The sequence below is a fragment of the Pseudogemmobacter sp. TB195 genome (assembly GCF_058313095.1).
The window spans coordinates 27922-48752 of sequence record NZ_JBZEGG010000024.1 but is presented as its reverse complement, the minus strand read 5'-3'; the positions used below and the strand labels follow the sequence as shown (position 1 = coordinate 48752).

The following is a 20831-nucleotide window of genomic DNA, read 5'->3' as shown; positions in this document are numbered from 1 at the left end:
TCTTTATGCGATCCTTATGCCGCCCGGCGCTTTCCCCATCGCTTCCTTACACGGCGAAGCACAGATCTGTGAAACCGTCACGAGGCTTCTGCCACAGCCCCGACGGACAGGAGAAAGACAATGCAGAATATTGCGCTGACCGCCGCGCCGGAAAAACCGCAGGACACACCGCATGCCATCCCTGGCGAAGGGCACAGTGCCCGAAAACCCGCCATGGCGGCGCTCACGCTTGGGGTGCTGGGCGTGGTTTATGGCGATATCGGCACCTCGCCGCTTTATGCGCTGCGCGAGGCGATGGTGGCGAGCGGCGCCACAAGGGGTCATGTGCCGGCTGAGAACATCTTCGGGGTGATCTCGCTGATCATCTGGACGCTGACGCTGATCGTGTCGGTGAAATATGTCGGCATCCTTTTGCGCGCCGATAATGACGGCGAGGGCGGCACGTTGTCGCTGCTGGCGCTTGCGCAGCGCGCGCTTGGCCAGATGCGCGGCCGCAGGGCGCTGATCCTCGTGGTGCTCGGTATCCTCGGCGCCGCCCTCTTTTCCGGTGATGCCGTGATCACGCCGGCGGTCTCGGTCCTGTCCGCGGTCGAAGGGCTGAAGCTGATCGCACCTGGTACAGCGCCCTTTGTCGAGCCGGTTGCCATGGCGGTGATCGTCCTGCTGTTCTGGGTGCAAAAACACGGCACCGATTTTGTGTCGCGCTTTTTCGGCCCCGTCATGCTTTTGTGGTTTCTGGTGCTGGCGGCGGGCGGGCTCTGGCGGCTTTGCGAAGCGCCTGAGGTTCTCTCTGCCCTGTCGCCACATCACGCCTTGCAGTTCCTGCTGGCGCATCAGGGCGTGGCGCTGGCGGTGCTGGGGTCGGTCTTTCTGGCTGTCACCGGGGCCGAGGCGCTTTACGCCGATATGGGCCATTTCGGCGCCAGACCCATCCGGATCGGCTGGTTTTACCTGACCTTCCCGGCTTTGGTGCTGAACTACCTGGGCCAGGGGGCTGAACTTCTGACCCGCCCCGAAGCGCTGGAAAGTCCCTTCTACCTTATGTTCCCGCCGCAGCTGCTGGTGCCGATGGTGGTGCTGGCGATGCTTGCCACTGTGATCGCCTCGCAGGCGGTGATCACTGGTGCGTTTTCCCTGGCGCAGCAGGCGATCCAGCTCAGGCTTTTGCCGCGGCTGAAGATCCGCCAGACCTCCGAGGAACAGCAGGGCCAGATCTACCTGCCGCTGATCAACGGGCTTTTGATGTTCGGGGTGCTGGCGCTGGTGCTGACCTTTGGCAGCTCCTCGGCGCTGGCGGCGGCTTACGGGATCTCAGTCTCGGGGGCGATGCTGGTGACCTCGCTTCTGGCAATGGTGGTGGTGCGCTGGCACTGGCGCTGGCCGGTGATCGCGATCCTCGCCGTGATGGGCCCGCTGGTCGCGCTGGAAGTGGTTTTCTTTGGCTCGAACCTGATGAAGGTGGCGGATGGGGGTTATGTGCCGCTGGCGCTGGCCGGAGCCTTGCTGGTCGTCATGCTGATCTGGCGGCGCGGCACTGCCATTGTGCAGGCGAAAGATGCCGAGGGGCAATTGCCGCTGGCGGCGCTGGTGACCAGGCTGGGCAGTGACCGCATCGCGAAGGTTCCGGGCACCGCCGTCTTCCTGACCGCCTCGCCCGAAAACGCGCCGGTTGCGCTTTTGCACAGTCTGAAACATTTCCGGGCGCTGCATGAGCAGAATATCATCCTCTCGATCGTCACCCGCGATCTGCCCCGGCTGAGCGATGAGACCAGGCTGAGATATGAAGAGATCGCCCCGGGCTTTCGCCGCATCATCCTGCAATATGGCTATGCCGAAGAGCCGGATGTGCCGCGCGCCCTGATGCTGGCGCGGCAAAAGGGACTGAAATTCGACATCATGGCGACCTCCTTCATCCTGTCGCGCCGCAGCCTGCGCCCGTCTGTGCGGCCCCGGATGCCGATGTGGCAGGCCCGGCTTTTCATCTGGATGTCGCGCAATGCCGCCAGCGCCCAGGATTATTTCCGCATTCCGGCCGGGCGTGTGGTCGAGATCGGCACCCAGGTGAGCCTCTGAAGTCTGCCCCGCTCTGGCGCAGAGCTCCCGCCCGGCTTAAGTCTGGCTTAAGCCGGGCGGGACATGTCCCGCCACGGTCCACCGGAAAGATGGCCCGCCGGAAAAATGGGGAAGCGATGCGGCTCTTGATTGTCGAGGATGACGACCTTTTGCGCGATGGGCTCAGCGTCGGGCTGCGGCTGGCCGGGTTCTCGCCCGATGCGGTCGGGTCGGTGGCCGATGCCAGGGCGGCGCTGACGGCAGGAAATTTCGAAGCGATGGTGCTGGATCTGATGCTGCCGGATGGCTCCGGTCTCGAATTGCTGCGCGAAATGCGGGCGGCGGAAAGCGATCTTCCGGTCCTTTTGCTGACCGCGCGCGACCGGCTGGAGGATAAGGTCGCGGGCCTTGATGCCGGAGCCGATGATTACCTTGGCAAACCGTTCGAGCTGGACGAGCTTGCGGCCCGGTTGCGCGCGATCCTGAGGCGCCGCCAGGGCCGCGCCGAAAGCCATCTCAGCTGGAACGGGTTTGTGCTCGACCCGGCCCGGATGCGCGGCACCATTGCCGGGCGCGAGGTGATCTTTCCCAATCGCGAATTCACCCTGATCCAGGCCCTGATGGAACGCCCCGGCGCGATCCTTGGAAAATCCTTCCTCGAAGACCGGCTTTATGGTTGGCAGGAAGAGGTCGGCTCGAACACGGTCGAAGTGCATATCCATAAACTCCGCACCAAACTTGGCGCCGATTTCATCGAGACAGTGCGGGGCGCGGGATACCGGCTGGCCCCCGAGGGCGAGGCATGATGTCGTCGATCCGGATGCGGCTCTTCCTGATCCTGCTGGCAGCAACCGGAGCGGTCTGGCTCTCGGCGGTAGTCTGGATCCAGTATACCACCCGCACCGAGGTCAATCATGTGCTGGACCGGCGCCTTCAGGAATCGGCGCATATGGTGGCCTCGCTGATCGCGCGCAATGGCGGCGTTGTAGGGGAGGCCGTGGAAATGCTGGCCCATCCCCGTCCGCATATTCTGCCCGATGACGGCCCCGAGGGCTATTCACATGAGCTGATCTGCCAGGTCTGGGGCTTTGACGGCCGGCTGAAGAGCGAATCCGATGGCGCGCCGAAGACCCGGCTTGCCGATGATGCGGCCGGGTTCTCCGAACGTGAGGTCGATGGCGAGACCTGGCGCGTCTATTCCCATATCGATGCGGAGATGGGCGTCCGCGTCATGGTCGGCGACGCGCTTTCGATGCGCGAGCGCCTGGTGCGTGGGGTGATCCTTGGCCTTCTGGTGCCGGCTCTGGCCATTCTTCCGGTGCTGGCGGCGCTGATCTGGTTCGCGGTCGGGCGTGGCCTTGCGCCGCTTGACCGGCTGGCGCGGGGGCTGACCCTGCGCCCGGCGACCGATCTCTCGGCCATAGACCCCGCCCCCGGCCCGCGCGAATTGCGCCCGATGGTTACCGCCCTGAACGGGCTTTTTCGCCGGGTCGAGGCCGCGCGCGAACGTGAGCGCAGCTTTACCGCCTTTGCCGCGCATGAGCTGAAGACGCCGCTTGCGGGCCTGAAGACCCAGGCCCAGGTCGCGGTGATCGCCCCTGATGAGGCGACACGCAACCGCGCGCTGGCGCAGATCTCGACCGGGGTGGCCAGAACCGATCGGATGGTGCGCCAGCTTCTCGATATGACCGCCGCAGAGAATGCCGATGGCAGCGGGCCGGATCAGGATGGCGCGCGGCTCCTTGCCGATCTGGCCGAGGGCCTCCAGGGGCTGGCGGCACAGCGCGGCGTGGCGCTTGAGATCCGGGGCACAACCGGGCTCTGGCATACGGCGCATGCGATGCTGCTGGCGCCTGCTTTGCGCAATCTGATCGAGAATGCGATCCTCGCCTCACCTGCCGGTGGCATGGTCGAGGCAGGTCTTACGCGCGCGGGTAATGAGGTGCTCTTCACCGTGCTGGATCGTGGCCCTGGCATCCCTGACGCCGACCGCGCCCATGTGACGGAACGGTTCTGGCGCGGCGCGTCCAGCCCTTCGGGCCAGGGCAGCGGGTTGGGCCTGGCCATCGTCGCGGCGGTGATGGAACGGATGGGCGGCAGATTGTCTCTCTCGGCCCGGGAGGGCGGCGGTGAGCGGGCAGAGTTGATCCTGCCCGCCTGAGCGGCCCGATACCTGCCCCGCCCGGTTACCTGACCGCTCTGATCAGATGATCCGCACGCGGGTTCCCACCGGCACCACGGCAAAAAGCTGTTCGATATGCTCATTGTAAAGCCCGACGCAGCCCGAAGAGGACGGCCGCCCGATCTTGCGGGTGTCATGGGTGCCGTGGATCAGATAGGCGGGCCAGCTGAGATACATCGCATGGGTGCCGAGCGGATTGTCCTTGCCCGGCGGCAGATAGGCCGGCAGCGAGGGGTCGCGGCGGCGCATATCGGCGGTTGGCGTCCAGTCCGGCCCGACACGTTTGCGCACGACCTCGGTATAGCCTCGCTTCGTCAGCTCTTCGGTCAGAGGCACCGAGGTCGGAAACAGCCGGTAATCCTGGCCATTCCCCGACCAGTAATGCAGCGCACGCGAGCCGAAATCCGCGACGATGACACCCGAGCCGAGACTGTCGAAATGGTCACGCCAGTCCTGCATCTGAAAGCCCGAGGAATTGTGCCTCGGATAGGCCGGCAGCGCCTGGGTTTCGGCGCGCAAAAGCCCGGGCGCCGCCAGGGCGGTCAGCCCGGCGGCGGCGGTCAGCAGGGCGCGGCGGCGGGTGGGGTTGGTGCTCATCTCGGGTCTCCTTGGCAGGCACGCTTAACATGCTCAGAGCATGCAGTTGGGTCAGATACGGGCTTTCGCCCCATCCCCGCCCGGATCACCCGCCGCGCTTAACCGAAGCTTAAGCCCGCCGCCTCAGCGCACCACGATTTTGGCGCCGATGGTCACTCTGGCGTGAAGATCAATGACATCCTGGTTCAGCATACGGATGCAACCGGCCGAAACCGCGCGCCCGACCGAGGTCGGATCATTGGTGCCATGCACCCGGTAATAGGTGTCGCGCCCGTCCTTTTGCATATAAAGCGCCCGCGCGCCGAGCGGGTTCGAAATGCCGCCGGGCACCCCGTCCTTATATTTCAGGTATCGGCCGGGATTGCGCTTGACCATATCAGCGGTCGGAATCCAGCGCGGCCAGGACTGTTTGCGGTCGATCACCGCATCACCGCCATCAAACCGCATCGCATCGGGGCCAACCCCGACAGCATAGCGCAGCGCCTTGCCCTCGGGCATCACGAAATAAAGCGCGCGCGCGCCCTGATCGACGATGATGGTGCCAGGGACCTCACTGGTCTGGAATTCGACCACGCGGCGGACATGATCCGGGTTCATCTTCGCAGGGTCGATGCCGGCAATGATCTGGCCGCCATCTTCACGCGCGGCATACATCGCGGCGACATCACCGCTGACCGGCGCAAAGGCGATGCGCTTTTGCGCCTCGGCCCGTTCGGCTTCGGCCTTTGCTTCAGCGGCGGCAGCAGCGGCAACGGGATCAACAGGGATCGGCTCCACCGGCACACAGGCGGCAAAGGCAAAAAGCGACAGCGCAAGCAAGGCGGCGCTGGACAGGTTCGGCATGGGACAACTCCGACAGATTTCGCGCGGGTCTTGCCCGCATAGCTTAAGCAGAACTTAAATACCTCAGGCCTGTCGCATCTGGGCGGCACGTGCGATCCATATGCCACAAAGCACGATCACCCCGCCAAGGGCCTGGCTCAGGGTCAGGGCCTCATCCAGCACCGCCCAGGCCAGCAGCGCGGCAATGACCGGCTGGAGCAAAAGCGTCAGCGAGGAAAAGGTCGCCGGCAGGAAGGCCAGTGCCCAGGCGATCAGGCTCTGGCCGCCGGCCTGGCTGATCCAGGACAGGCCGACCAGCACGCCCCAGCCCGCAAGCGTCAGGGGGATCAGGCTGGGGTCGGTCATCAGCGCGAAGGGGAAGACGGCGATCGCGGCGGCTGCGGTGCTCCAGAGCATGATCACGCCGGTGGCGAACCGCTGCCGGGCCCGGCCAAGCATCAGAATATAGGCGGCGTAAAGCATGGCGGCGAAAATCGCGATACCATCGCCCCTGAGATCGCCGTCGCGCAAAGCCTCCGGCCCGCCCTTAAGCACGACAACCCCGACAATCGTTACCACCAGCGCCAGGGCAAACAGCCGCCCCGGAGGTTTTTTCAGCACGATCCAGGCGAAAAGCGCCACGAAAACCGGCGCCATATTCACCAGGAGCGTCGAATTCGCGACCGACGTCAGATGCAGCGAGATATGCCAGGCCACCAGCTCGGCGCCAAGGATCACGCCGGGCAGGCTGATCTCGACCCGGTCACGCAGGGTTTTCGGCCGCCCTGCACCGCCTGACCGGCCCCCGCCCGCCATAAGCGCGAGCGGGATCAGCGCCAGCGCCAGTCGCCAGAAGGCGGTCGAGACCGAGCCGGTCTCGGACAGTCGTACCCAGATCGGCGAGCAGCCGATCAGCACGCCCCCCAAAAGCAGCCCCGGCAGGGCAAAGCGGTTCGGTTCGGTGGGGATTTGCATGGCGAAAGCATCCGGATCCGGCGCTCCGGCAGCACCTCTGACCGCTTTGTCACTTGCCGCGCAGGCGAAGACAAGCCCGCTTGCCCGCCAGGACCGCCGGGCGGATTGTCGCGAAACTGCTGCCCCGCTGCTGCACCCCTGTTACAATGCCCGGTCAGGTTCCGCCCATCTTCCCGATGAGGCATCCGGTCATGAAAAAACTCCTTCCCGCGCTGGCGCTGCTGGCAACCAGCACCGCAGCTTTCGCCAATCCGGTCCAGATCACCTGGTGGCACGGCATGGGTGGCGCCAATGAACAGGTGATCAATCAGGTCGCCGGGAAATTCAACGAGGCGCAATCCGCCTGCGCCATCACGCCTGTTTCGAAAGGCACCTATGAAGAAGCCCTGGCGTCCGGGATCGCGGCTTTCCGTTCGGGCGAGCAGCCGAATATCCTCCAGGTGTTTGACGCCGGTGCCGCCACCATCATCAACGCCAAAGGCGCCACTATCCCTGCCGAAGACCTGCTGATCCAGAATGGCCACAGCTTTGATCGCGACGCCTTTATCGACGGCATCCGCTATTTCTATGCCGATGCGGAAGGTAAGTTTATCGGGATGCCGTTCAATTCTTCGGCGCCGATCCTGTATCTGAACACCGAGGCTTTCGCGAAAGCGGGCGTCGAGGCCCCAAAGACCTGGGCCGAATTCGAAACCGTCGCGCCGAAGCTGAAAGAGGCGGGCTATATCCCGCTGACCGCCAGCCAGCTGACCTGGCAGCTTTTCGAGAATTTCTACTCGCGCAACAACATCCAGATGGCCACTAACCAGAATGGCTATGACGGGTTCGACGGCACCGAGCTTCACGCCACCGCGCCCGAGATGATCGCCTTCTGGACCCGTCTCGCCGCCTGGCACAAAGACGGCCTCTTCGGCTTTTACGGCGCCGGCTGGGCCGACAACCAGAAGCCTTTCGAAGAGGGCAAGGTTGCGATGTGGATCGGGTCTTCGGGGTCGTTCGGCGGGTTGTCGAAAACCGCGACCATGCCCTTCTCTGCCACGTTCATGCCCTATGATGAGACCATCACTGACGGCAACAAATCGACCTTCATCGGTGGTGCCGCCCTGTTTGCGATGGCCGGCAAGCCCGATGACCAGAACAAATGCTCGGCTGATTTCTTCAACTTCCTGACCACGACCGATGTGCAGGCCTTCTACCACCAGGCCACCGGCTATGTGCCGATCACCAGGGCCGCCTATGAGAAATCAAAGGCCGATGGCTGGTATGAGGCGAACCCGGTTGCGGAAGTCGGCATCCTGCAACTTCTTGAGCCGCAGGGCGAATGGTCCAAAGGGTACCGCCTCGGCTTTTATCCGCAGATCCGCGTGATCGAAGAGCGCGAATTCAACAAGATCTTCTCGGGTGACACAACCGTCGAAGACGCGTTCAAAGCCATCGAGACCGAAGGCAATGAGCTTCTCGCCCGTTTCGCGAAAACCTCGGGCTGATCACCCCGCATGACCGGCCGGGCCTGCAGTTTTGCGGGCCCGGCTTTCGCCGTTTCTTTCCGCCCGCTTCTTTCCGCCCGCTTCTTTCCCCTGTGAAAGCCCAAGATGAGCGACGTCACCCATCCCGCGCCCCCCGGTCTGATCCGGCGCTGGCTAAGCCGCCCCGGCCCCGCGCCCGAACCCGCAAAGCGCGTGCAATTCGACCAGCCGCTTTTGCCCTGGCTGTTCCTCGCGCCGCAGCTCGCGGTGATTTTCGTGTTTTTCTACTGGCCTTCGGTCCAGGCGATCACCTCGTCTTTCTATATCGAGGACCCGTTCGGGTTCGGGTCGACCTTTGTCGGCATCGACAATTACAGGGACGCGCTCGGCGCGCGCGAATATCAGCGGATCGCGGGGTTTACAGCGCTCTTCACCGTATTGGTGACGGTATTCTCGCTGGGCCTCGGGCTTCTCTTCGCGGTCAAGGCCGACAAGGTGATCCGGGGTCGCACCAGCTACCGCACCGCGCTGATCGCGGTATATGCGATCGCGCCGCCGGTGGCCGGGCTGATGGGGATGATGCTGTTTGATCAGCATATCGGGCCTTTCGTGCGCCTTGCGGCCTGGTTCGGCTATGACATGAGGGTGGGCATCAATTACTGGGATACCGCCTTCGCGATGATCCTGGTTTCCGTGTGGAAACAGGTGCCCTACAACTTCATCTTCTTCCTCTCGGGCCTGCAAAGCATCCCGGCCAGCGTGCGCGAAGCCTCGGTGATCGATTGCCGCAACGGCTTTACCCGGTTCCGCACCGCGATCCTGCCTTTGCTGGCGCCGACGGCGTTTTTCCTGCTGATCATCAACATCACCTATGCGCTGTTCGACACTTTCGCGGTGATCGATGTGATGGTGAAGGACAAGCCGGCGAACAACCCGATGACGCTGGTCTACAAGGTCTATAATGACGGCTTTCGCGGCAATGATATCGGCGGATCAGCGGCGCAATCGGTGATCCTGATGGTCATCGTGCTGGTGCTGACCCTGATCCAGTTCCGCTGGCTGGAACGCCGCGTGCATTACGGGTGAGGCGATGAACCGGATCAAACCCTTCGACCACATCATCCTCATCCTCGGCACACTTTTCATGTGCGTGCCGGTGCTGGTTGCGCTGATGACATCGACCCATTCGGCGGTCGATATCCATATGAACGGCCTCTACCTGACCCCCGGAGATAACGCGGTCGGGACCTACCAGACCGTGCTGACGCGGCAGGGCGGCTTTACCGGCCAGGTGACTGGCCTGACGATGCTGATGAATTCGCTGATCCTCGGGATCGGGTTCGCGGTGGGCAAGATCGTGCTCTCGATGGCCGCCGCTTACGCCCTGGTCTATTTCCGCTTTCGGTTTGCGACTTTCCTCTTCTGGATCATCTTCACGACGCTTCTCCTGCCGCTGGAGGTCCGGATCATGCCGTCCTACCAGGTCATGTCCTCGCTGGGGCTTCTGAACAGCTATACCGGGCTGATCGTGCCGCTGCTGGCCTCGGCCACCGGCACGTTCTACTTCCGCCAGTTCTTCAAATCCGTCCCGGATGAGCTTTTGGAGGCCGCGCGGATCGACGGCGCGGGCCCGTGGAAATTCCTGATCGATATTCTGATCCCCCTGTCGAAAACCATGATGGCGGCGATCTTCATCATCATGTTCGTCTATGGCTGGAACCAGTATCTCTGGCCGATGCTGATGACGACCGAGGAACGGTTCTTCACCCTGATGCGCGGCATCAAGCAGATCCTCCAGGTCTGGATCGGCTCCCAGATCCCCGATTACAACGAAGCCTTCGCCCTTGCCGTTCTGGCCCTGCTGCCGCCCGTGATCGTGGTGGTGGTGTTCCAGCGCTGGTTCATCAGGGGCCTGACGGAAAGCGATAAATAATGGCCTCGATCACAATCACCGACGTCTCGAAAACCTATCCGGGGGCGAAGGCGCCATCGGTATCGGGCATCAGTCTTGCGATCCGGGATGGCGAGCTTATCGTGCTGGTCGGCCCTTCGGGCTGCGGCAAATCCACTTTGCTGCGCATGGTGGCGGGGCTGGAAGACATCTCCGGCGGCGAGGTGAAGATCGGGGATCGCGTGGTGAACCGCATCGACCCCGCCGACCGCGATATCGCGATGGTGTTCCAGAATTACGCGCTCTACCCGCATATGACCGTGCGCGAGAATATGGCTTACGGGCTGAAGAACCGCCGCACGCCGGGACCCGAGATCGAGGCCCGTGTCGCTGAGGCCGCCCGCATGCTGGAGCTTGGCCCCTATCTCGACCGCAAGCCCCGCGCGCTTTCGGGCGGGCAGCGCCAGCGAGTCGCGATGGGCCGCGCGGTGGTGCGCCAGCCCTCGGCCTTCCTCTTTGACGAGCCGCTGTCGAACCTCGATGCGAAACTGCGGGTGACGATGCGCGGCGAGATCCGGCGGCTGCAAAAGCGGCTTGGCACCACCTCGCTTTATGTGACGCATGACCAGCTGGAAGCCATGACGCTCGCCGACCGGCTGGTGGTGCTGAATGATGGCAGGATTGAACAGGTCGGTGCGCCGCTGGACATCTATCTGCGCCCGGCCTCGACCTTTGTCGCCTCTTTCATCGGTGCGCCGGCGATGAACCTGCTCGACGCGGAGCTCGACGGCGCACGGCTGCGCCTTGGCACTTCGGTGATCGAGCTGGGGCAGCTGCCGGGCGCGAAAGGTGCCGTGACGTTGGGGATCCGCGCCGAAGATCTGGTGCCATCGGCCACTGGCCTGCCCTTCCGCACAGATTTCATCGAAGAGCTGGGCGCGCAGCGTCTGGTGCATGGCCATATTGACGGCCAGCCGCTGGTGCTGACGCTTGATCCAGCCATGCAGATCGACAGCGAGATGCGGCTTTCGGTGGCTTCGGCAAAGCTGCATCTGTTCGAGACCAGCACCGGCAAACGCATCGCCACAGCCGCCCGCTCCGGCCTTGCGGTGCCCCAGACGGCGTGACCAGAGACCGTCTGATCAAAGACCCTCGCGGCGCATTACCTCAATCATATAGCCGCGCTTATCGGTGCCAAGCTCTTGCTCGATCCCGACCTCTTCCAGGAAGTCAAAGCCCTGTGAGGCGGCGATCAGCAAAAGCGACATCCGGTTCACGTCGAGATCTTCGGGGAAATCCTCTGCCGCCACCCCTTCTGCCAGGCTGGCGCAGACTTCGTTGCGCATTTTGCAGACGCCTTCGACAATCGCGGCCCGAACGGCGGAATCGCGACGCGTTTCCCAGGCCTCGTTCCAGAGCCGTTCGGCAACCCGAAGCAGCGGATCATCCTCGCCCAGGATCTGCGTCTTGCAGCCCGAAAGCACCGTGATCAGCCTTTCGCGCGGCGATAATTTTCGCAAGGCGGCGACGAGTTGCGGCTCCAGCCGGCTCCAGACCTCGCGCACGGCCTCGGCGCGCAGGGCTTCGGCCGAATCGAAATGGTGGTGAATCTGGCCGGGCGAACATTGCAGCTGGCAGGCGATGCGCCGCACCGTCGCCGCCGCAAGCCCTTCCTGCGCAACCAGTTCGACCACAGCATTCATGATCTGCTCACGCCGTTCCTCGCGCGACATATAGGCCAAATCATTGCCTCCGATTTCAGCATTTCATTCATTTTAGCAGGTCATGACACAAAAACAAGCTGGACACGTGTTCAAGTTGGACATATGCCCAGAACAAACCTGACTCCTCCTCCTTGCTTTTCAGGACATCCTATGCCCGTTTCGATTTTCCGTGCCCTGGCCGTTGTTGCCGGCATGTCTCTGTTGTCGACCACGTCCCTCCTGGCGCAGGAGGGCGGGATGCCGCCTGCCTCGGTGGGTGTCGTGATGGTTCAGCCAGAAAGCATCTCCGTAACCTCCGAGCTTCCGGGTCGCGTCTCGGCCACGCAGGTCGCCGATGTGCGCCCGCGAGTGGGCGGCATCATCGAGACCCGGGTGTTCGAACAGGGCAGCCTTGTGACGGCGGGCGATGTGCTGTTCCGCCTTGACAGCGCCAGCTATGAAATCGCGGTCGAAGCGGCTAAGGCCTCTGTCGCCCGTGCCGAGGCCGTGCTGGCCGAGGCCGAGGCGACCGAGCGGCGCTATGCCTCGCTCAATGAACGCAATATCACGAGCCAGGCCGAATTCGAGACGGCGACCGCAACGCGCCTCCAGGCCGCCGCCGCGCTGGCCGAAGCCAAAGCACAGCTGCGCGCCGCCGAGATCAACCTGAGCTATACCGAGGTCAAGGCGCCGATTTCGGGCCGTATCGGCCGCGCCCAGGTGACCGAAGGCGCGCTGGTTTCGGCGCAGGGCGAGGTGCTGACCACGATCCAGCAACTTGACCCGGTCTATGCCGATATGCAGCAGCCGGTCTCGGAACTCCTGCGTCTGCGCCAGGCGCTGGATTCGGGCGAACTGACCCAGGTCGAGCCAGGCGCCGCCCGGGTGGTTCTTTTGCTGGATGACGGCTCGCAATATGCCCATCCCGGCAAGCTTTTGTTCGCCGAAGCCTCGGTCGAACGGTCTTCGGGCCAGGTGACACTGCGCGCTGAATTCCCCAATCCGGATGGCATCCTGCTGCCGGGCATGTATGTGCGGGTCTCGGTCGAACAGGCCACCGAAGCAGCGGCCTTCGCCATTCCGGGCCAGGCGGTGCAGCGCGATGCTTCGGGCAAAGCCATGGTCTATGTAGTGACGAAAGGCGCGGCCGAGCTGCGCACGGTCGGCCTTGGCCGGTCGGTCGGCAACCGCGTGACCGTGCATGACGGCCTGACTGCAGGCGAAATGCTGATCGTTGACGGGTTCCAGAAAATGGGCCCCGGCGCGCCGGTTTCTCCGGTCTGCTGGGCAGACCCCTCGACCGGTGATACCCCCCCCGATGTCTGCGCAAAAGCGCTCGCTGCTCCGGCAGAAGCCGGCACGAACTGAGACCTGATCCATGGCAAAGTTTTTTATCGACAACCCGGTCCTTGCCTGGGTCATCGCGATCTTCATAACACTGGCGGGGGCGCTGTCGCTGCCGATGCTGCCGGTCTCGCAATATCCTGATGTTGCGCCGCCGCAGGTCTCGATCTCGACCCGTTTCGCGGGCGCTTCGCCCGAAGATCTGTATCGGCAGGTCACCCAGCCCATCGAAGAAGAGCTGAACGGCATCCCCGGCATGCTCTACTTCCAGAGCACCTCGGAATCGACCGGGGCGGTGACCATCGACGTCACCTTCGAAGCCGGGACCGAAGTGGCCCAGGCCGTGGTCGACACCCAGAACCGTCTGCGCCGGGTCGAATCCTCCCTGCCGCAGCAGGTGCAGCAACAGGGCGTTCTGGTCGAAGAGGCAGGCGCGGGCTTTCTGATGCTGGTGGCGCTGACCGCGACACCGGAATCGGGTCTCGATGCCGTGGCACTTGGCGACTATATTTCGCGCAATGTCGTCAATGAGCTGCGCCGTGTTCCCGGCGTGGGCCGTGCCCAGGTCTTTGCGACCGAACGCGCGCTTCGCGTCTGGATCGACCCGGCGAAACTGGTGGGTCTGGATCTTTCCGTGACCGACATCACCACGGCCATTGCCGAACAGAACGCCCAGGTCGCGGCAGGTTCCATCGGCGCCGAACCCGCGCCCGAGGGCACCCAGATCCAGGCGACGCTGCTGGTGACCGGCCAGCTGTCCAACCCCGAGCAATTCGGCAATATCGTGCTGCGCTCGGCCGAGGGTGGCGGCCTGGTGCTGTTGAAAGACGTCGCGCGCATCGAAATCGATGCCGAGATGTATGCGTTCAAGACCTTCCTCAACGGTCAGGAAACCGCCGCCATCGGCATCCAGCTGTCGCCAACCGGCAATGCGCTGGACACCGCCGCCGGCGTACGTTCAGTGATGGAACGGCTTGCGCCGATGTTCCCCGAAGGGATCGGCTATGAAATCCCTTATGACACCACGCCTTTTGTCTCGGCCTCGATCCACAAAGTGGTGATGACGCTGCTGGAAGCCGTGGGCCTGGTCTTTGTCGTGATGTTCGTCTTCCTGCAGAATTTCCGCTATACCGTGATCCCGACCCTCGTGGTGCCGATCGCGCTGGCCGGGACGCTGGCGGTGATGCTGGCGGCGGGCTTCTCGATCAACGTGCTGACCATGTTCGCGATGATCCTTGCCATCGGTATTCTGGTCGACGACGCCATCGTGGTCGTCGAAAACGTCGAGCGGATCATGTCCGAAGAAGGGCTGCCGCCGAAAGAAGCCTCGAAAAAGGCAATGGGGCAGATTTCCGGCGCGATTGTCGGGATCACGCTGGCGCTGATGGCGGTGTTCATTCCGCTGGCCTTCTTCCCCGGCTCGGTCGGCATCATCTACCAGCAATTCTCGCTGACTATGGTGGTCTCGATTGCCTTCTCGGCCTTCCTTGCGCTTTCGCTGACGCCGGCGCTTTGTGCGACCTTCCTCAAGCCGGTCGCGAAAGGGCATGGCCATGCGAAACGCGGCCTCTTTGGCTGGTTCAACCGCAATTTCGACCGCGCCACCAAGGGCTATACCGGCGCGGTTGGCGGGCTGACGCGGCGTGCGGGGCGGATGATGATCATCTATGTCGCCCTGGTGGCTGGCCTTGGCTGGTTCTATGTCAAAATCCCCTCGGCCTTCCTGCCCGATGAGGATCAGGGCTTCCTGATCGCCAACCTCCAGGCACCGCCCGGCGCCACCACCTACCGGCTGCGCGAAGTCACCAAACAGGCCGAAGGCTTTGCTCTTGGCATGGACGGCGTCGATTCCATCGTGGTGATCCAGGGCTATTCCTTCTTTGGCCAGGGGCCGAATTCGGGGCTTGCCTTCGTAACGCTGGATGACTGGGCCCAACGCAAGACGCCGGAACTCTCGGCGCCGGGCCTTGCGGGCCAGCTTTCGGGTATGCTGTTCTCGATCCGCGATTCCATCGCCTTCGCGCTGTCGCCGCCGCCGATCCAGGGGCTGGGGACGAGTTCCGGCTTTGCCTTCCGGCTGCAGGACCGCGCCAATATGGGCAATGCGGCACTGCAGGATGCGGCGAACCAGATCCTTGCCGGCGCGGCCGACAGCCCGATCCTCGGCCAGATGTATGTCGAAGGCCTTCCCGCCGGCCCGCAGCTCAGCCTGCGTGTCGACCGCGAAAAGGCCAATGCTTTCGGCGTCACCTTTGGCGAGATCAACCGCACCATCTCGGTCGCGCTTGGGTCAGGCTATGTGAACGACTTCCCGAATGACGGCAAAATGCAGCGCGTCATGGTCCAGGCCGAAGCGTCGAGCCGGATGAACATCGAAGACGTGATGAAGATCAACGTCCGCAATGTGCAGGGTGGCATGGTGCCGCTGTCGTCCTTTGCCACCGCCGAATGGGGCTACGGCCCGACGCAGATCGTCGGCTATAACGGCTACCCTGCGCTGAGGATCAATGGCGAGGCGGCACCGGGCTATTCGTCAGGCGAGGCCATCGCCGAGATGGAGCGTCTTGCCGGCGAGCTTCCCACCGGTTTCGCCTATGAATGGACCGGTCAGTCGAAGCAGGAGATCGAAAGCGGCAGCCAGGCGCCCATGCTGATCGGTCTGTCGATCCTCTTCGTCTTCCTCTGCCTTGCCGGTCTTTACGGCAGCTGGTCGATCCCGCTCTCGGTCATGCTGATCGTGCCAATGGGCGCTATTGGCTCGGTCGCGGCGGTGATGTGGGCGGGGCTGTCGAATGACGTCTTCTTCACCGTGGGCCTGATCACGATTGTCGGGCTCTCGGCAAAGAACGCCATTCTGATCGTCGAGGTCGCGAAAGACCTGATCGCCGAAGGTCAGGAGCTGATGGCGGCCACCATCGAGGCCTGCCGTCTGCGCTTCCGCCCGATCCTGATGACGTCCCTTGCCTTCACCATGGGCGTGGTGCCGATGGCGATTGCGACCGGCCCCTCGGCGGCCAGCCAGAACGCCATCGGGATCAATGTGGTCGGCGGTATGATCGCGGCCACGGTCCTTGGTGTGCTCTTCGCGCCGATCTTCTTCGTCTTCGTGATGAAACTCTTCGGGACGCATAAACGTCTCAAAAAGACGGGTTCCGCCAATGATACCCAAGGATCTGTCCATCCGGCGGAATAACCCTGGCGGGGGCATGGCAGAGCATGCCCCCGTCGCTTTCTTTGTCTTCCCACTCCGGCCCCATAACAAAAAGACCGCATCCATGAGCAGCACCCCATTCCGGCCCCGCCTCGGGCGTTACCTCGCGATCCTGCCGCTGACGCTGGCGCTTTCGGCCTGTGTCACGACAGAATATACCGCGCCGAGCGCCGACACCGCCGCCGCTTTCGCAACCGGCGCCCCTGCCCGCAGCGCCAATGGTGCCTGGTGGCTCAGTTTCCAGGACAGGACCATGGACGGGCTGATCACGACGGCCCTTGCGCGCAACCTCTCGATCCATGAGGCGGTCGCAGCGATTGACGAGGCAGGCGCCGGTGTCGCCGCTGCCCGCGCGGCCAGCCTGCCTCAGGCCAGCGCCAGCGCCGGCGCGACGCGGGGCGACAGCCAGGGATCGGGCGCGATCACGGAAAGCACTTCCGCGACGCTTTCAACCTCGTGGATGTTTGACATTTTCGGCGGCAACCGCTCGGCCCGCGCCGCAGCCATTGCCGAACTCGAGGCCTCAAAGCTCTCCGAAGAGGCCGCGCGCCGCGCCGTCACCGCCGCTGTGGCCACGACCTATATCGACCTGCGCTATTACCAGCAAAGCATCGCTTTGACCCGGCAAAGCATCAGCAGCCGGCGCGAGACGCTGCGCCTGACCCAGGACATGCTGGAAGTCGGCCAGGCCAGCCGCCTTGATGTGCTTCAGGCCGAACAGGCGGTGGCCCAGGCCGAAGCGAGCCTGCCGGTGCTGGAGACCGGGTTCGATCAGGCGGTGAACCGGCTTGCGACGCTGACGGCCTCGCGCACCGCCACTCTGCGCCCGCAGCTGCAAAAAGGCGGCGCGCAGCCTTCCGCGCGTTCGAACCCCTCGGTCGGTTTGCCTGCCGACGTGATCCGCGCCCGTCCCGATGTGCAGATCGCCGAGCGCGGTCTTGCTGCCGCCGTCGCGCGGATCGGTGTGGCCGAGGCAGAGTTCTGGCCTTCGGTCAGCCTGTCAGGCTCGATCCGCCCGATGAATGTCAGGGGCGGCGGCAACCCGACCTCCTGGTCCTTCGGACCTGCGATCAACCTGCCGATCTTCACCGGCGGCGCCAACCGGGCCAATCTGAAAGCCGCAGAATCGCGGGCGGTCCAGGCTCATATCCGCTGGCAGGCCGAAGTGCTCGACGCGGTGGAAGAGGTCGAGAACGGCCTTTCCGCCTGGCGGCGCGGCGGCACCAATGTGGCGGCACAGCGCAAGCTGGTCTCGACCGCGCAAGAGACGGTGACACTGGCCCGCGATGCCTGGCAGGCCGGACAGACCGATTTCTTCACCGTGCTGGATGCCGAACGCACCGCGCTTACCGCGCGCACCGCGCTGGCGGGCGCCGTGCGGGATCAGGCGGCGGCCTATGTTGCGGTCTCGATCGCCGCAGCCGCTCCGATGAAGTGAGGCGGGATCCGGGTTTTCATACAGCTGTCACCGGGGTTATGATTTCATAACCCCCGGTGCAGGCCCGCATTTCCCGCCTGCACCTTCCCCGGATGACCAGCGAAGTGGCCCTGAATGCGCCCTGCCCTGATCCTTGTGCTGCTGCTGGCGCTGCTGGCCTGTGCCCCGCGCCCCGGGGCAGATGTGCTTTTGCCCGTGGCTGAGGGAACCCTTCCCGACGCCACAACCCGGCGCGTCTGGATGGTCACCACCCGTGCCCGCGACCCGGTCAATGCCTGGAGTTTCGGGTCGGATCGCGCGCCCGCACCGGGCTATGGCTATTTCGACATCTCGGTGCCACCCGGCCATAAGCCCGGCGCGATTGAATGGCCGAAAGGGCGCCCCGATCCCGCGACTGATTTCGTCACGCTCGGCCAGGTCGCCCTTGCCCCACGCGCCTTTCTGCAGGATCTGGGCCATGAGCAGACCGGCGTCTATGTCCATGGCTTCAATACGTCATTCCAGGAAGCGCTTTATCGCCTCGCGCAGCTCTCGGCGGATGCGCATGTCGCCGGCAATCCGGTCTTGTTCTCCTGGCCGTCCCAGGCCCATGTCGCGGGCTATATCGCTGATCGTGACGGGGCGGATTACTCGCGTTCGGCGCTGGCGGGCCTCCTCTCGGATCTGAGCCGGGGGCGCAAAACCACCGAGCCCGTGATGGTGCTTGGTCATTCCATGGGCGGGCGCCTGGTGATGGAGGCCTTGCGGCAGCTGAAGCTTGAAGGCCGCAGCGATGTGCTGGACCGGCTGGAGGTGATCCTGGCCGCGCCCGATATTGATCTGGATATGTTTCGCGAACAGATGGCCGTGATCGGGCAACTAAAGCATCCGCTGACGGTGCTGGTCTCATCCGATGACAAGGCACTGGCCTTTTCCGCCCGCCTGGCGGCACGGCGCGAGCGGCTCGGAACCGTCGATGTCAAGGATCCCGCGATCCGCGAACTGGCGCGTCGGCTGGGGATCCGCATCATTGATATCACCGATCTGCCCAGCGATGACCCGGCCCATAGCCGCTATGTCAGCCTTCTGTCCGGGGCCGGGGAAAGCGCGGTGACCAACGTGTTTCAGGGGCTGCGCCAGGCCGGGGCCTATGCCCTGGATCAGCTGGGGCTCTGACCCCCCTGCCCCGCCGCCGGGGCGATGGCCCCGCGCAGCGAGATTTCGACCCGCGCCATGCCATCCGCGATCCGGCGGGTGATTTTCGCCCCCATGGCCGAGGCCAGTTCGGCGCTGATGGTCAGACCGAGCCCGGTACCGGTCGATCCCGGCCGTTTGGCGAAAGCCTGATCATGGAATTCAGTGCCACTGGTCGGGTTCTCGATCAGCACTTTAACCCCGGCGCCGGGCACTTCGCGGATCCGCAGCAAAACCTGGCCGCTGCCATGCTCCACCGCATTCTCGATCAGATTGCGCAACAGGATCGCGAGCGCATCGGGGTCGGCGGCAACCTGCACCGCCTCAAGATCGCCGTCATCGAACCGGATCTGCCCCGCCCCGGTCTCGCGCAGCAAAAGCCGGGTGATCCGGATCAGATCCGCCGGTCCGCGCCCGAGCCCGAGACCCGCCTCGGATCGCGAGAGCTGCAAGAGCCGCTCCACCCGCCGCGTCAGTGCATCAAGCATCGGCAGCGTCGCGCGGGCATCGGCATCCTGCGACAGATCAAGCCGGGCGCGGATCGCGGCGACCGGCGTGCGCAATTCATGCGAGGCATTGGCGATGAAGGCGCGTTCGGCATCGCGCAGCGCACTGACGCGCGCAATATACTGGTTCAGCCCATGGGCCAGCGGATGCAGTTCATCAGGCAGCCCGGCCTCGGGCACCGGCGAAAGATCGGCGGGCGGACGGCCCGCAATCCCCGCAGTCAGATCTTCCAGCGGTGCAAACCCCTTTGCCAGGCTCTGACGCAGCCCCCAGACCAGCAGAAGCACCATCGGCAGGATCAGCACCAGAAAGGCCGAGGCCGCCTCGAACATTTCCTCGCGCCGCCAGGCCTCATTATGGGCGACCTCGATCACGGCGTTTTCCGCACTCACCCGTAAAACGCGCCAGCCATTCGCATTATGGAACCCATCGCTGGCAAGTGCGGGCCAGGGCTCTGTCGGCACCGGATCACCCGCCCGCAGGATGCGCAGCACCCGCTCGCCATTTCCTGGATCGATGCCGATATTGCGGGGGATCACCTGACCGGGGCTCGCCTCGATGTAAAGCACCGTGGTTTCCGCCATGGCCTGGAGCTCTTCATCCAGCATCTCGTTGATTTCATGGTCCAGAAACAGCGTCGCCAGCGCAATCGCGCCCAGCCAGGCCAAAAGCACAAGCCACAGCACGCGCCGGGTCAGACGGCGACGGATCGACCAGGACTTGCGGCCCACGCCGCTCATGTCAGCACATATCCGAGGCCGCGCCTTGTCTCGATCATCCCGGCGCCGATCTTTTGCCTGAGCCGCGAGATATAGACCTCGACTGCGTTCCCTTCGATGGTCGCGTCGAAATTATAGAGCGCCTCTTCCAGCGCGGATTTCCCCAGCACCCGCCCCCGCGCACCCAGAAGCGCGTCAAACAGCGCCCATTCGCGCGAGGTCAGGCGGATCTCCTCAGCCCCGCGCCAGAGCCGTGCCGCCGCGCGGTCGACCTCGATCCCGCCGATCTGCAGCCGGGCCTCCGGCAGGAACTGGCCGCGCCGCGCATGGGCGCGGATGCGCGCCGACAGCTCGGCCAGATCAAAGGGTTTGACGACATAATCATCGGCACCGGCATCAAGCCCCGCGATCCGGTCGCTGATCTGGTCGAGCGCGGTCGCGATGATCACTGGCGTCCGGTCGCCCGCCCTGCGACGCTCGCGCAGGACCGACAGGCCGGAACCATCGGGCAGGCCCAGATCCAGGATCACACAGGCATAATCCCCGACCGCCAGCGCGGCCAGCGCGCCCGCGGCATCACCGGCATGATCAACCGCATGGCCCGCAGCCGCCAGATGACGCAGCACGGAACCGGCGAGATCAGAGGAATCCTCGACAAGAAGCAGGCGCATATTGGCTGCATAGCCTGCGGCTGCGGCTGAGGCGAGAGAATTGCGGGCCATAAGACGCCTGCGCAGAAAATCGGTTTCGC

Annotated in this window: 17 protein-coding genes; 11 read left to right on the top strand and 6 right to left on the bottom strand. The window is 64.1% G+C overall.

Translation table 11 applies throughout. The annotated features are described in order from the left end of the window. Positions 1-120 precede the first annotated feature (120 nt). The 3 genes from AC4FS3_RS21350 (at position 121) to AC4FS3_RS21340 (ending at position 4213) form a co-directional block, all read left to right on the top strand. On the top strand, positions 121-2073 hold the full coding sequence (locus tag AC4FS3_RS21350) for a potassium transporter Kup (RefSeq protein ID WP_491022207.1): 1953 nt from the start codon (positions 121-123) through the stop codon (positions 2071-2073). 116 nt (positions 2074-2189) lie between these two features. Next, positions 2190-2858, top strand: a complete 669-nt coding sequence (locus AC4FS3_RS21345) for a response regulator (RefSeq protein WP_491022206.1) — start codon at positions 2190-2192, stop codon at positions 2856-2858. Further along, positions 2858-4213 carry an ATP-binding protein gene (locus tag AC4FS3_RS21340; RefSeq protein WP_491022245.1) on the top strand — a complete coding sequence of 452 codons (1356 nt, stop codon included), beginning with the start codon at positions 2858-2860 and terminating at the stop codon, positions 4211-4213. Before AC4FS3_RS21345 ends, AC4FS3_RS21340 begins: the two co-directional genes overlap by 1 nt. A gap of 42 nt (positions 4214-4255) precedes the next feature. Here AC4FS3_RS21340 and AC4FS3_RS21335 read toward each other — a convergent pair whose 3' ends face one another. From AC4FS3_RS21335 to AC4FS3_RS21325, 3 genes are all read right to left on the bottom strand, one after another. After that, positions 4256-4831 (bottom strand): L,D-transpeptidase, encoded by a 576-nt coding sequence (locus tag AC4FS3_RS21335; protein WP_092902264.1) that lies wholly within the window; start codon positions 4829-4831, stop codon positions 4256-4258. 123 nt (positions 4832-4954) lie between these two features. Beyond that, the gene (locus tag AC4FS3_RS21330) at positions 4955-5674 is read right to left on the bottom strand and encodes a L,D-transpeptidase (RefSeq protein WP_491022205.1); all 720 of its coding nucleotides are present in this window, start codon (positions 5672-5674) and stop codon (positions 4955-4957) included. Between the two features lie 63 nt (positions 5675-5737). Next, a complete protein-coding gene (locus AC4FS3_RS21325; RefSeq protein WP_491022204.1) occupies positions 5738-6628 on the bottom strand; it encodes a DMT family transporter in 891 nt (296 codons plus the stop codon). A gap of 191 nt (positions 6629-6819) precedes the next feature. On the opposite strand from AC4FS3_RS21325, the gene AC4FS3_RS21320 reads away from it, so the two are divergent. From AC4FS3_RS21320 to ugpC, 4 genes are all read left to right on the top strand, one after another. Then, positions 6820-8115, top strand: coding sequence for an extracellular solute-binding protein (locus tag AC4FS3_RS21320; RefSeq protein ID WP_491022203.1), 1296 nt, complete (start codon positions 6820-6822; stop codon positions 8113-8115). A 105-nt stretch (positions 8116-8220) separates the two neighbouring features. Further along, a complete protein-coding gene (locus tag AC4FS3_RS21315; RefSeq protein ID WP_491022202.1) occupies positions 8221-9180 on the top strand; it encodes a carbohydrate ABC transporter permease in 960 nt (319 codons plus the stop codon). A 4-nt stretch (positions 9181-9184) separates the two neighbouring features. Beyond that, complete coding sequence (locus AC4FS3_RS21310; protein ID WP_491022201.1) at positions 9185-10027, top strand: ABC transporter permease subunit; 843 nt, start codon at positions 9185-9187, stop codon at positions 10025-10027. After that, positions 10027-11112 carry a sn-glycerol-3-phosphate ABC transporter ATP-binding protein UgpC gene (gene ugpC, locus AC4FS3_RS21305; RefSeq protein ID WP_491022200.1) on the top strand — a complete coding sequence of 362 codons (1086 nt, stop codon included), beginning with the start codon at positions 10027-10029 and terminating at the stop codon, positions 11110-11112. Before AC4FS3_RS21310 ends, ugpC begins: the two co-directional genes overlap by 1 nt. Before the next feature lie 15 nt (positions 11113-11127). On the opposite strand, the gene AC4FS3_RS21300 is transcribed toward ugpC, so the two are convergent. Continuing rightward, a complete protein-coding gene (locus AC4FS3_RS21300; RefSeq protein WP_283179278.1) occupies positions 11128-11718 on the bottom strand; it encodes a TetR family transcriptional regulator in 591 nt (196 codons plus the stop codon). Between the two features lie 141 nt (positions 11719-11859). On the opposite strand from AC4FS3_RS21300, the gene AC4FS3_RS21295 reads away from it, so the two are divergent. The 4 genes from AC4FS3_RS21295 (at position 11860) to AC4FS3_RS21280 (ending at position 18836) form a co-directional block, all read left to right on the top strand. Beyond that, positions 11860-13056 (top strand): efflux RND transporter periplasmic adaptor subunit, encoded by a 1197-nt coding sequence (locus AC4FS3_RS21295; protein WP_491022199.1) that lies wholly within the window; start codon positions 11860-11862, stop codon positions 13054-13056. A 10-nt stretch (positions 13057-13066) separates the two neighbouring features. Next, positions 13067-16225 (top strand): multidrug efflux RND transporter permease subunit, encoded by a 3159-nt coding sequence (locus AC4FS3_RS21290; protein WP_491022198.1) that lies wholly within the window; start codon positions 13067-13069, stop codon positions 16223-16225. An 82-nt stretch (positions 16226-16307) separates the two neighbouring features. Continuing rightward, on the top strand, positions 16308-17681 hold the full coding sequence (locus AC4FS3_RS21285) for an efflux transporter outer membrane subunit (RefSeq protein ID WP_491022197.1): 1374 nt from the start codon (positions 16308-16310) through the stop codon (positions 17679-17681). A gap of 114 nt (positions 17682-17795) precedes the next feature. Then, the gene (locus tag AC4FS3_RS21280) at positions 17796-18836 is read left to right on the top strand and encodes an alpha/beta hydrolase (RefSeq protein ID WP_491022196.1); all 1041 of its coding nucleotides are present in this window, start codon (positions 17796-17798) and stop codon (positions 18834-18836) included. Here AC4FS3_RS21280 and AC4FS3_RS21275 read toward each other — a convergent pair. Beyond that, positions 18821-20101, bottom strand: coding sequence for a sensor histidine kinase (locus tag AC4FS3_RS21275; protein WP_491022195.1), 1281 nt, complete (start codon positions 20099-20101; stop codon positions 18821-18823). The two genes, AC4FS3_RS21280 and AC4FS3_RS21275, sit on opposite strands and share 16 nt — an antisense overlap. Then, positions 20098-20751 (bottom strand): response regulator transcription factor, encoded by a 654-nt coding sequence (locus tag AC4FS3_RS21270; protein ID WP_491022244.1) that lies wholly within the window; start codon positions 20749-20751, stop codon positions 20098-20100. Before AC4FS3_RS21270 ends, AC4FS3_RS21275 begins: the two co-directional genes overlap by 4 nt. Positions 20752-20831 lie beyond the last annotated feature (80 nt).

Excerpts from the sequence above, each read along its gene's own strand:
- AC4FS3_RS21350 (WP_491022207.1), top strand. The coding sequence starts at position 121 with ATGCAGAATATTGCGCTGACCGCCGCGCCGGAAAAACCGCAGGACACA.
- AC4FS3_RS21345 (WP_491022206.1), top strand. The coding sequence starts at position 2,190 with ATGCGGCTCTTGATTGTCGAGGATGACGACCTTTTGCGCGATGGGCTC.
- AC4FS3_RS21340 (WP_491022245.1), top strand. The coding sequence starts at position 2,858 with ATGTCGTCGATCCGGATGCGGCTCTTCCTGATCCTGCTGGCAGCAACC.
- AC4FS3_RS21335 (WP_092902264.1), bottom strand. The coding sequence starts at position 4,831 with ATGAGCACCAACCCCACCCGCCGCCGCGCCCTGCTGACCGCCGCCGCC.
- AC4FS3_RS21330 (WP_491022205.1), bottom strand. The coding sequence starts at position 5,674 with ATGCCGAACCTGTCCAGCGCCGCCTTGCTTGCGCTGTCGCTTTTTGCC.
- AC4FS3_RS21325 (WP_491022204.1), bottom strand. The coding sequence starts at position 6,628 with ATGCAAATCCCCACCGAACCGAACCGCTTTGCCCTGCCGGGGCTGCTT.
- AC4FS3_RS21320 (WP_491022203.1), top strand. The coding sequence starts at position 6,820 with ATGAAAAAACTCCTTCCCGCGCTGGCGCTGCTGGCAACCAGCACCGCA.
- AC4FS3_RS21315 (WP_491022202.1), top strand. The coding sequence starts at position 8,221 with ATGAGCGACGTCACCCATCCCGCGCCCCCCGGTCTGATCCGGCGCTGG.
- AC4FS3_RS21310 (WP_491022201.1), top strand. The coding sequence starts at position 9,185 with ATGAACCGGATCAAACCCTTCGACCACATCATCCTCATCCTCGGCACA.
- ugpC (WP_491022200.1), top strand. The coding sequence starts at position 10,027 with ATGGCCTCGATCACAATCACCGACGTCTCGAAAACCTATCCGGGGGCG.
- AC4FS3_RS21300 (WP_283179278.1), bottom strand. The coding sequence starts at position 11,718 with ATGTCGCGCGAGGAACGGCGTGAGCAGATCATGAATGCTGTGGTCGAA.
- AC4FS3_RS21295 (WP_491022199.1), top strand. The coding sequence starts at position 11,860 with ATGCCCGTTTCGATTTTCCGTGCCCTGGCCGTTGTTGCCGGCATGTCT.
- AC4FS3_RS21290 (WP_491022198.1), top strand. The coding sequence starts at position 13,067 with ATGGCAAAGTTTTTTATCGACAACCCGGTCCTTGCCTGGGTCATCGCG.
- AC4FS3_RS21285 (WP_491022197.1), top strand. The coding sequence starts at position 16,308 with ATGAGCAGCACCCCATTCCGGCCCCGCCTCGGGCGTTACCTCGCGATC.
- AC4FS3_RS21280 (WP_491022196.1), top strand. The coding sequence starts at position 17,796 with ATGCGCCCTGCCCTGATCCTTGTGCTGCTGCTGGCGCTGCTGGCCTGT.
- AC4FS3_RS21275 (WP_491022195.1), bottom strand. The coding sequence starts at position 20,101 with ATGAGCGGCGTGGGCCGCAAGTCCTGGTCGATCCGTCGCCGTCTGACC.
- AC4FS3_RS21270 (WP_491022244.1), bottom strand. The coding sequence starts at position 20,751 with ATGCGCCTGCTTCTTGTCGAGGATTCCTCTGATCTCGCCGGTTCCGTG.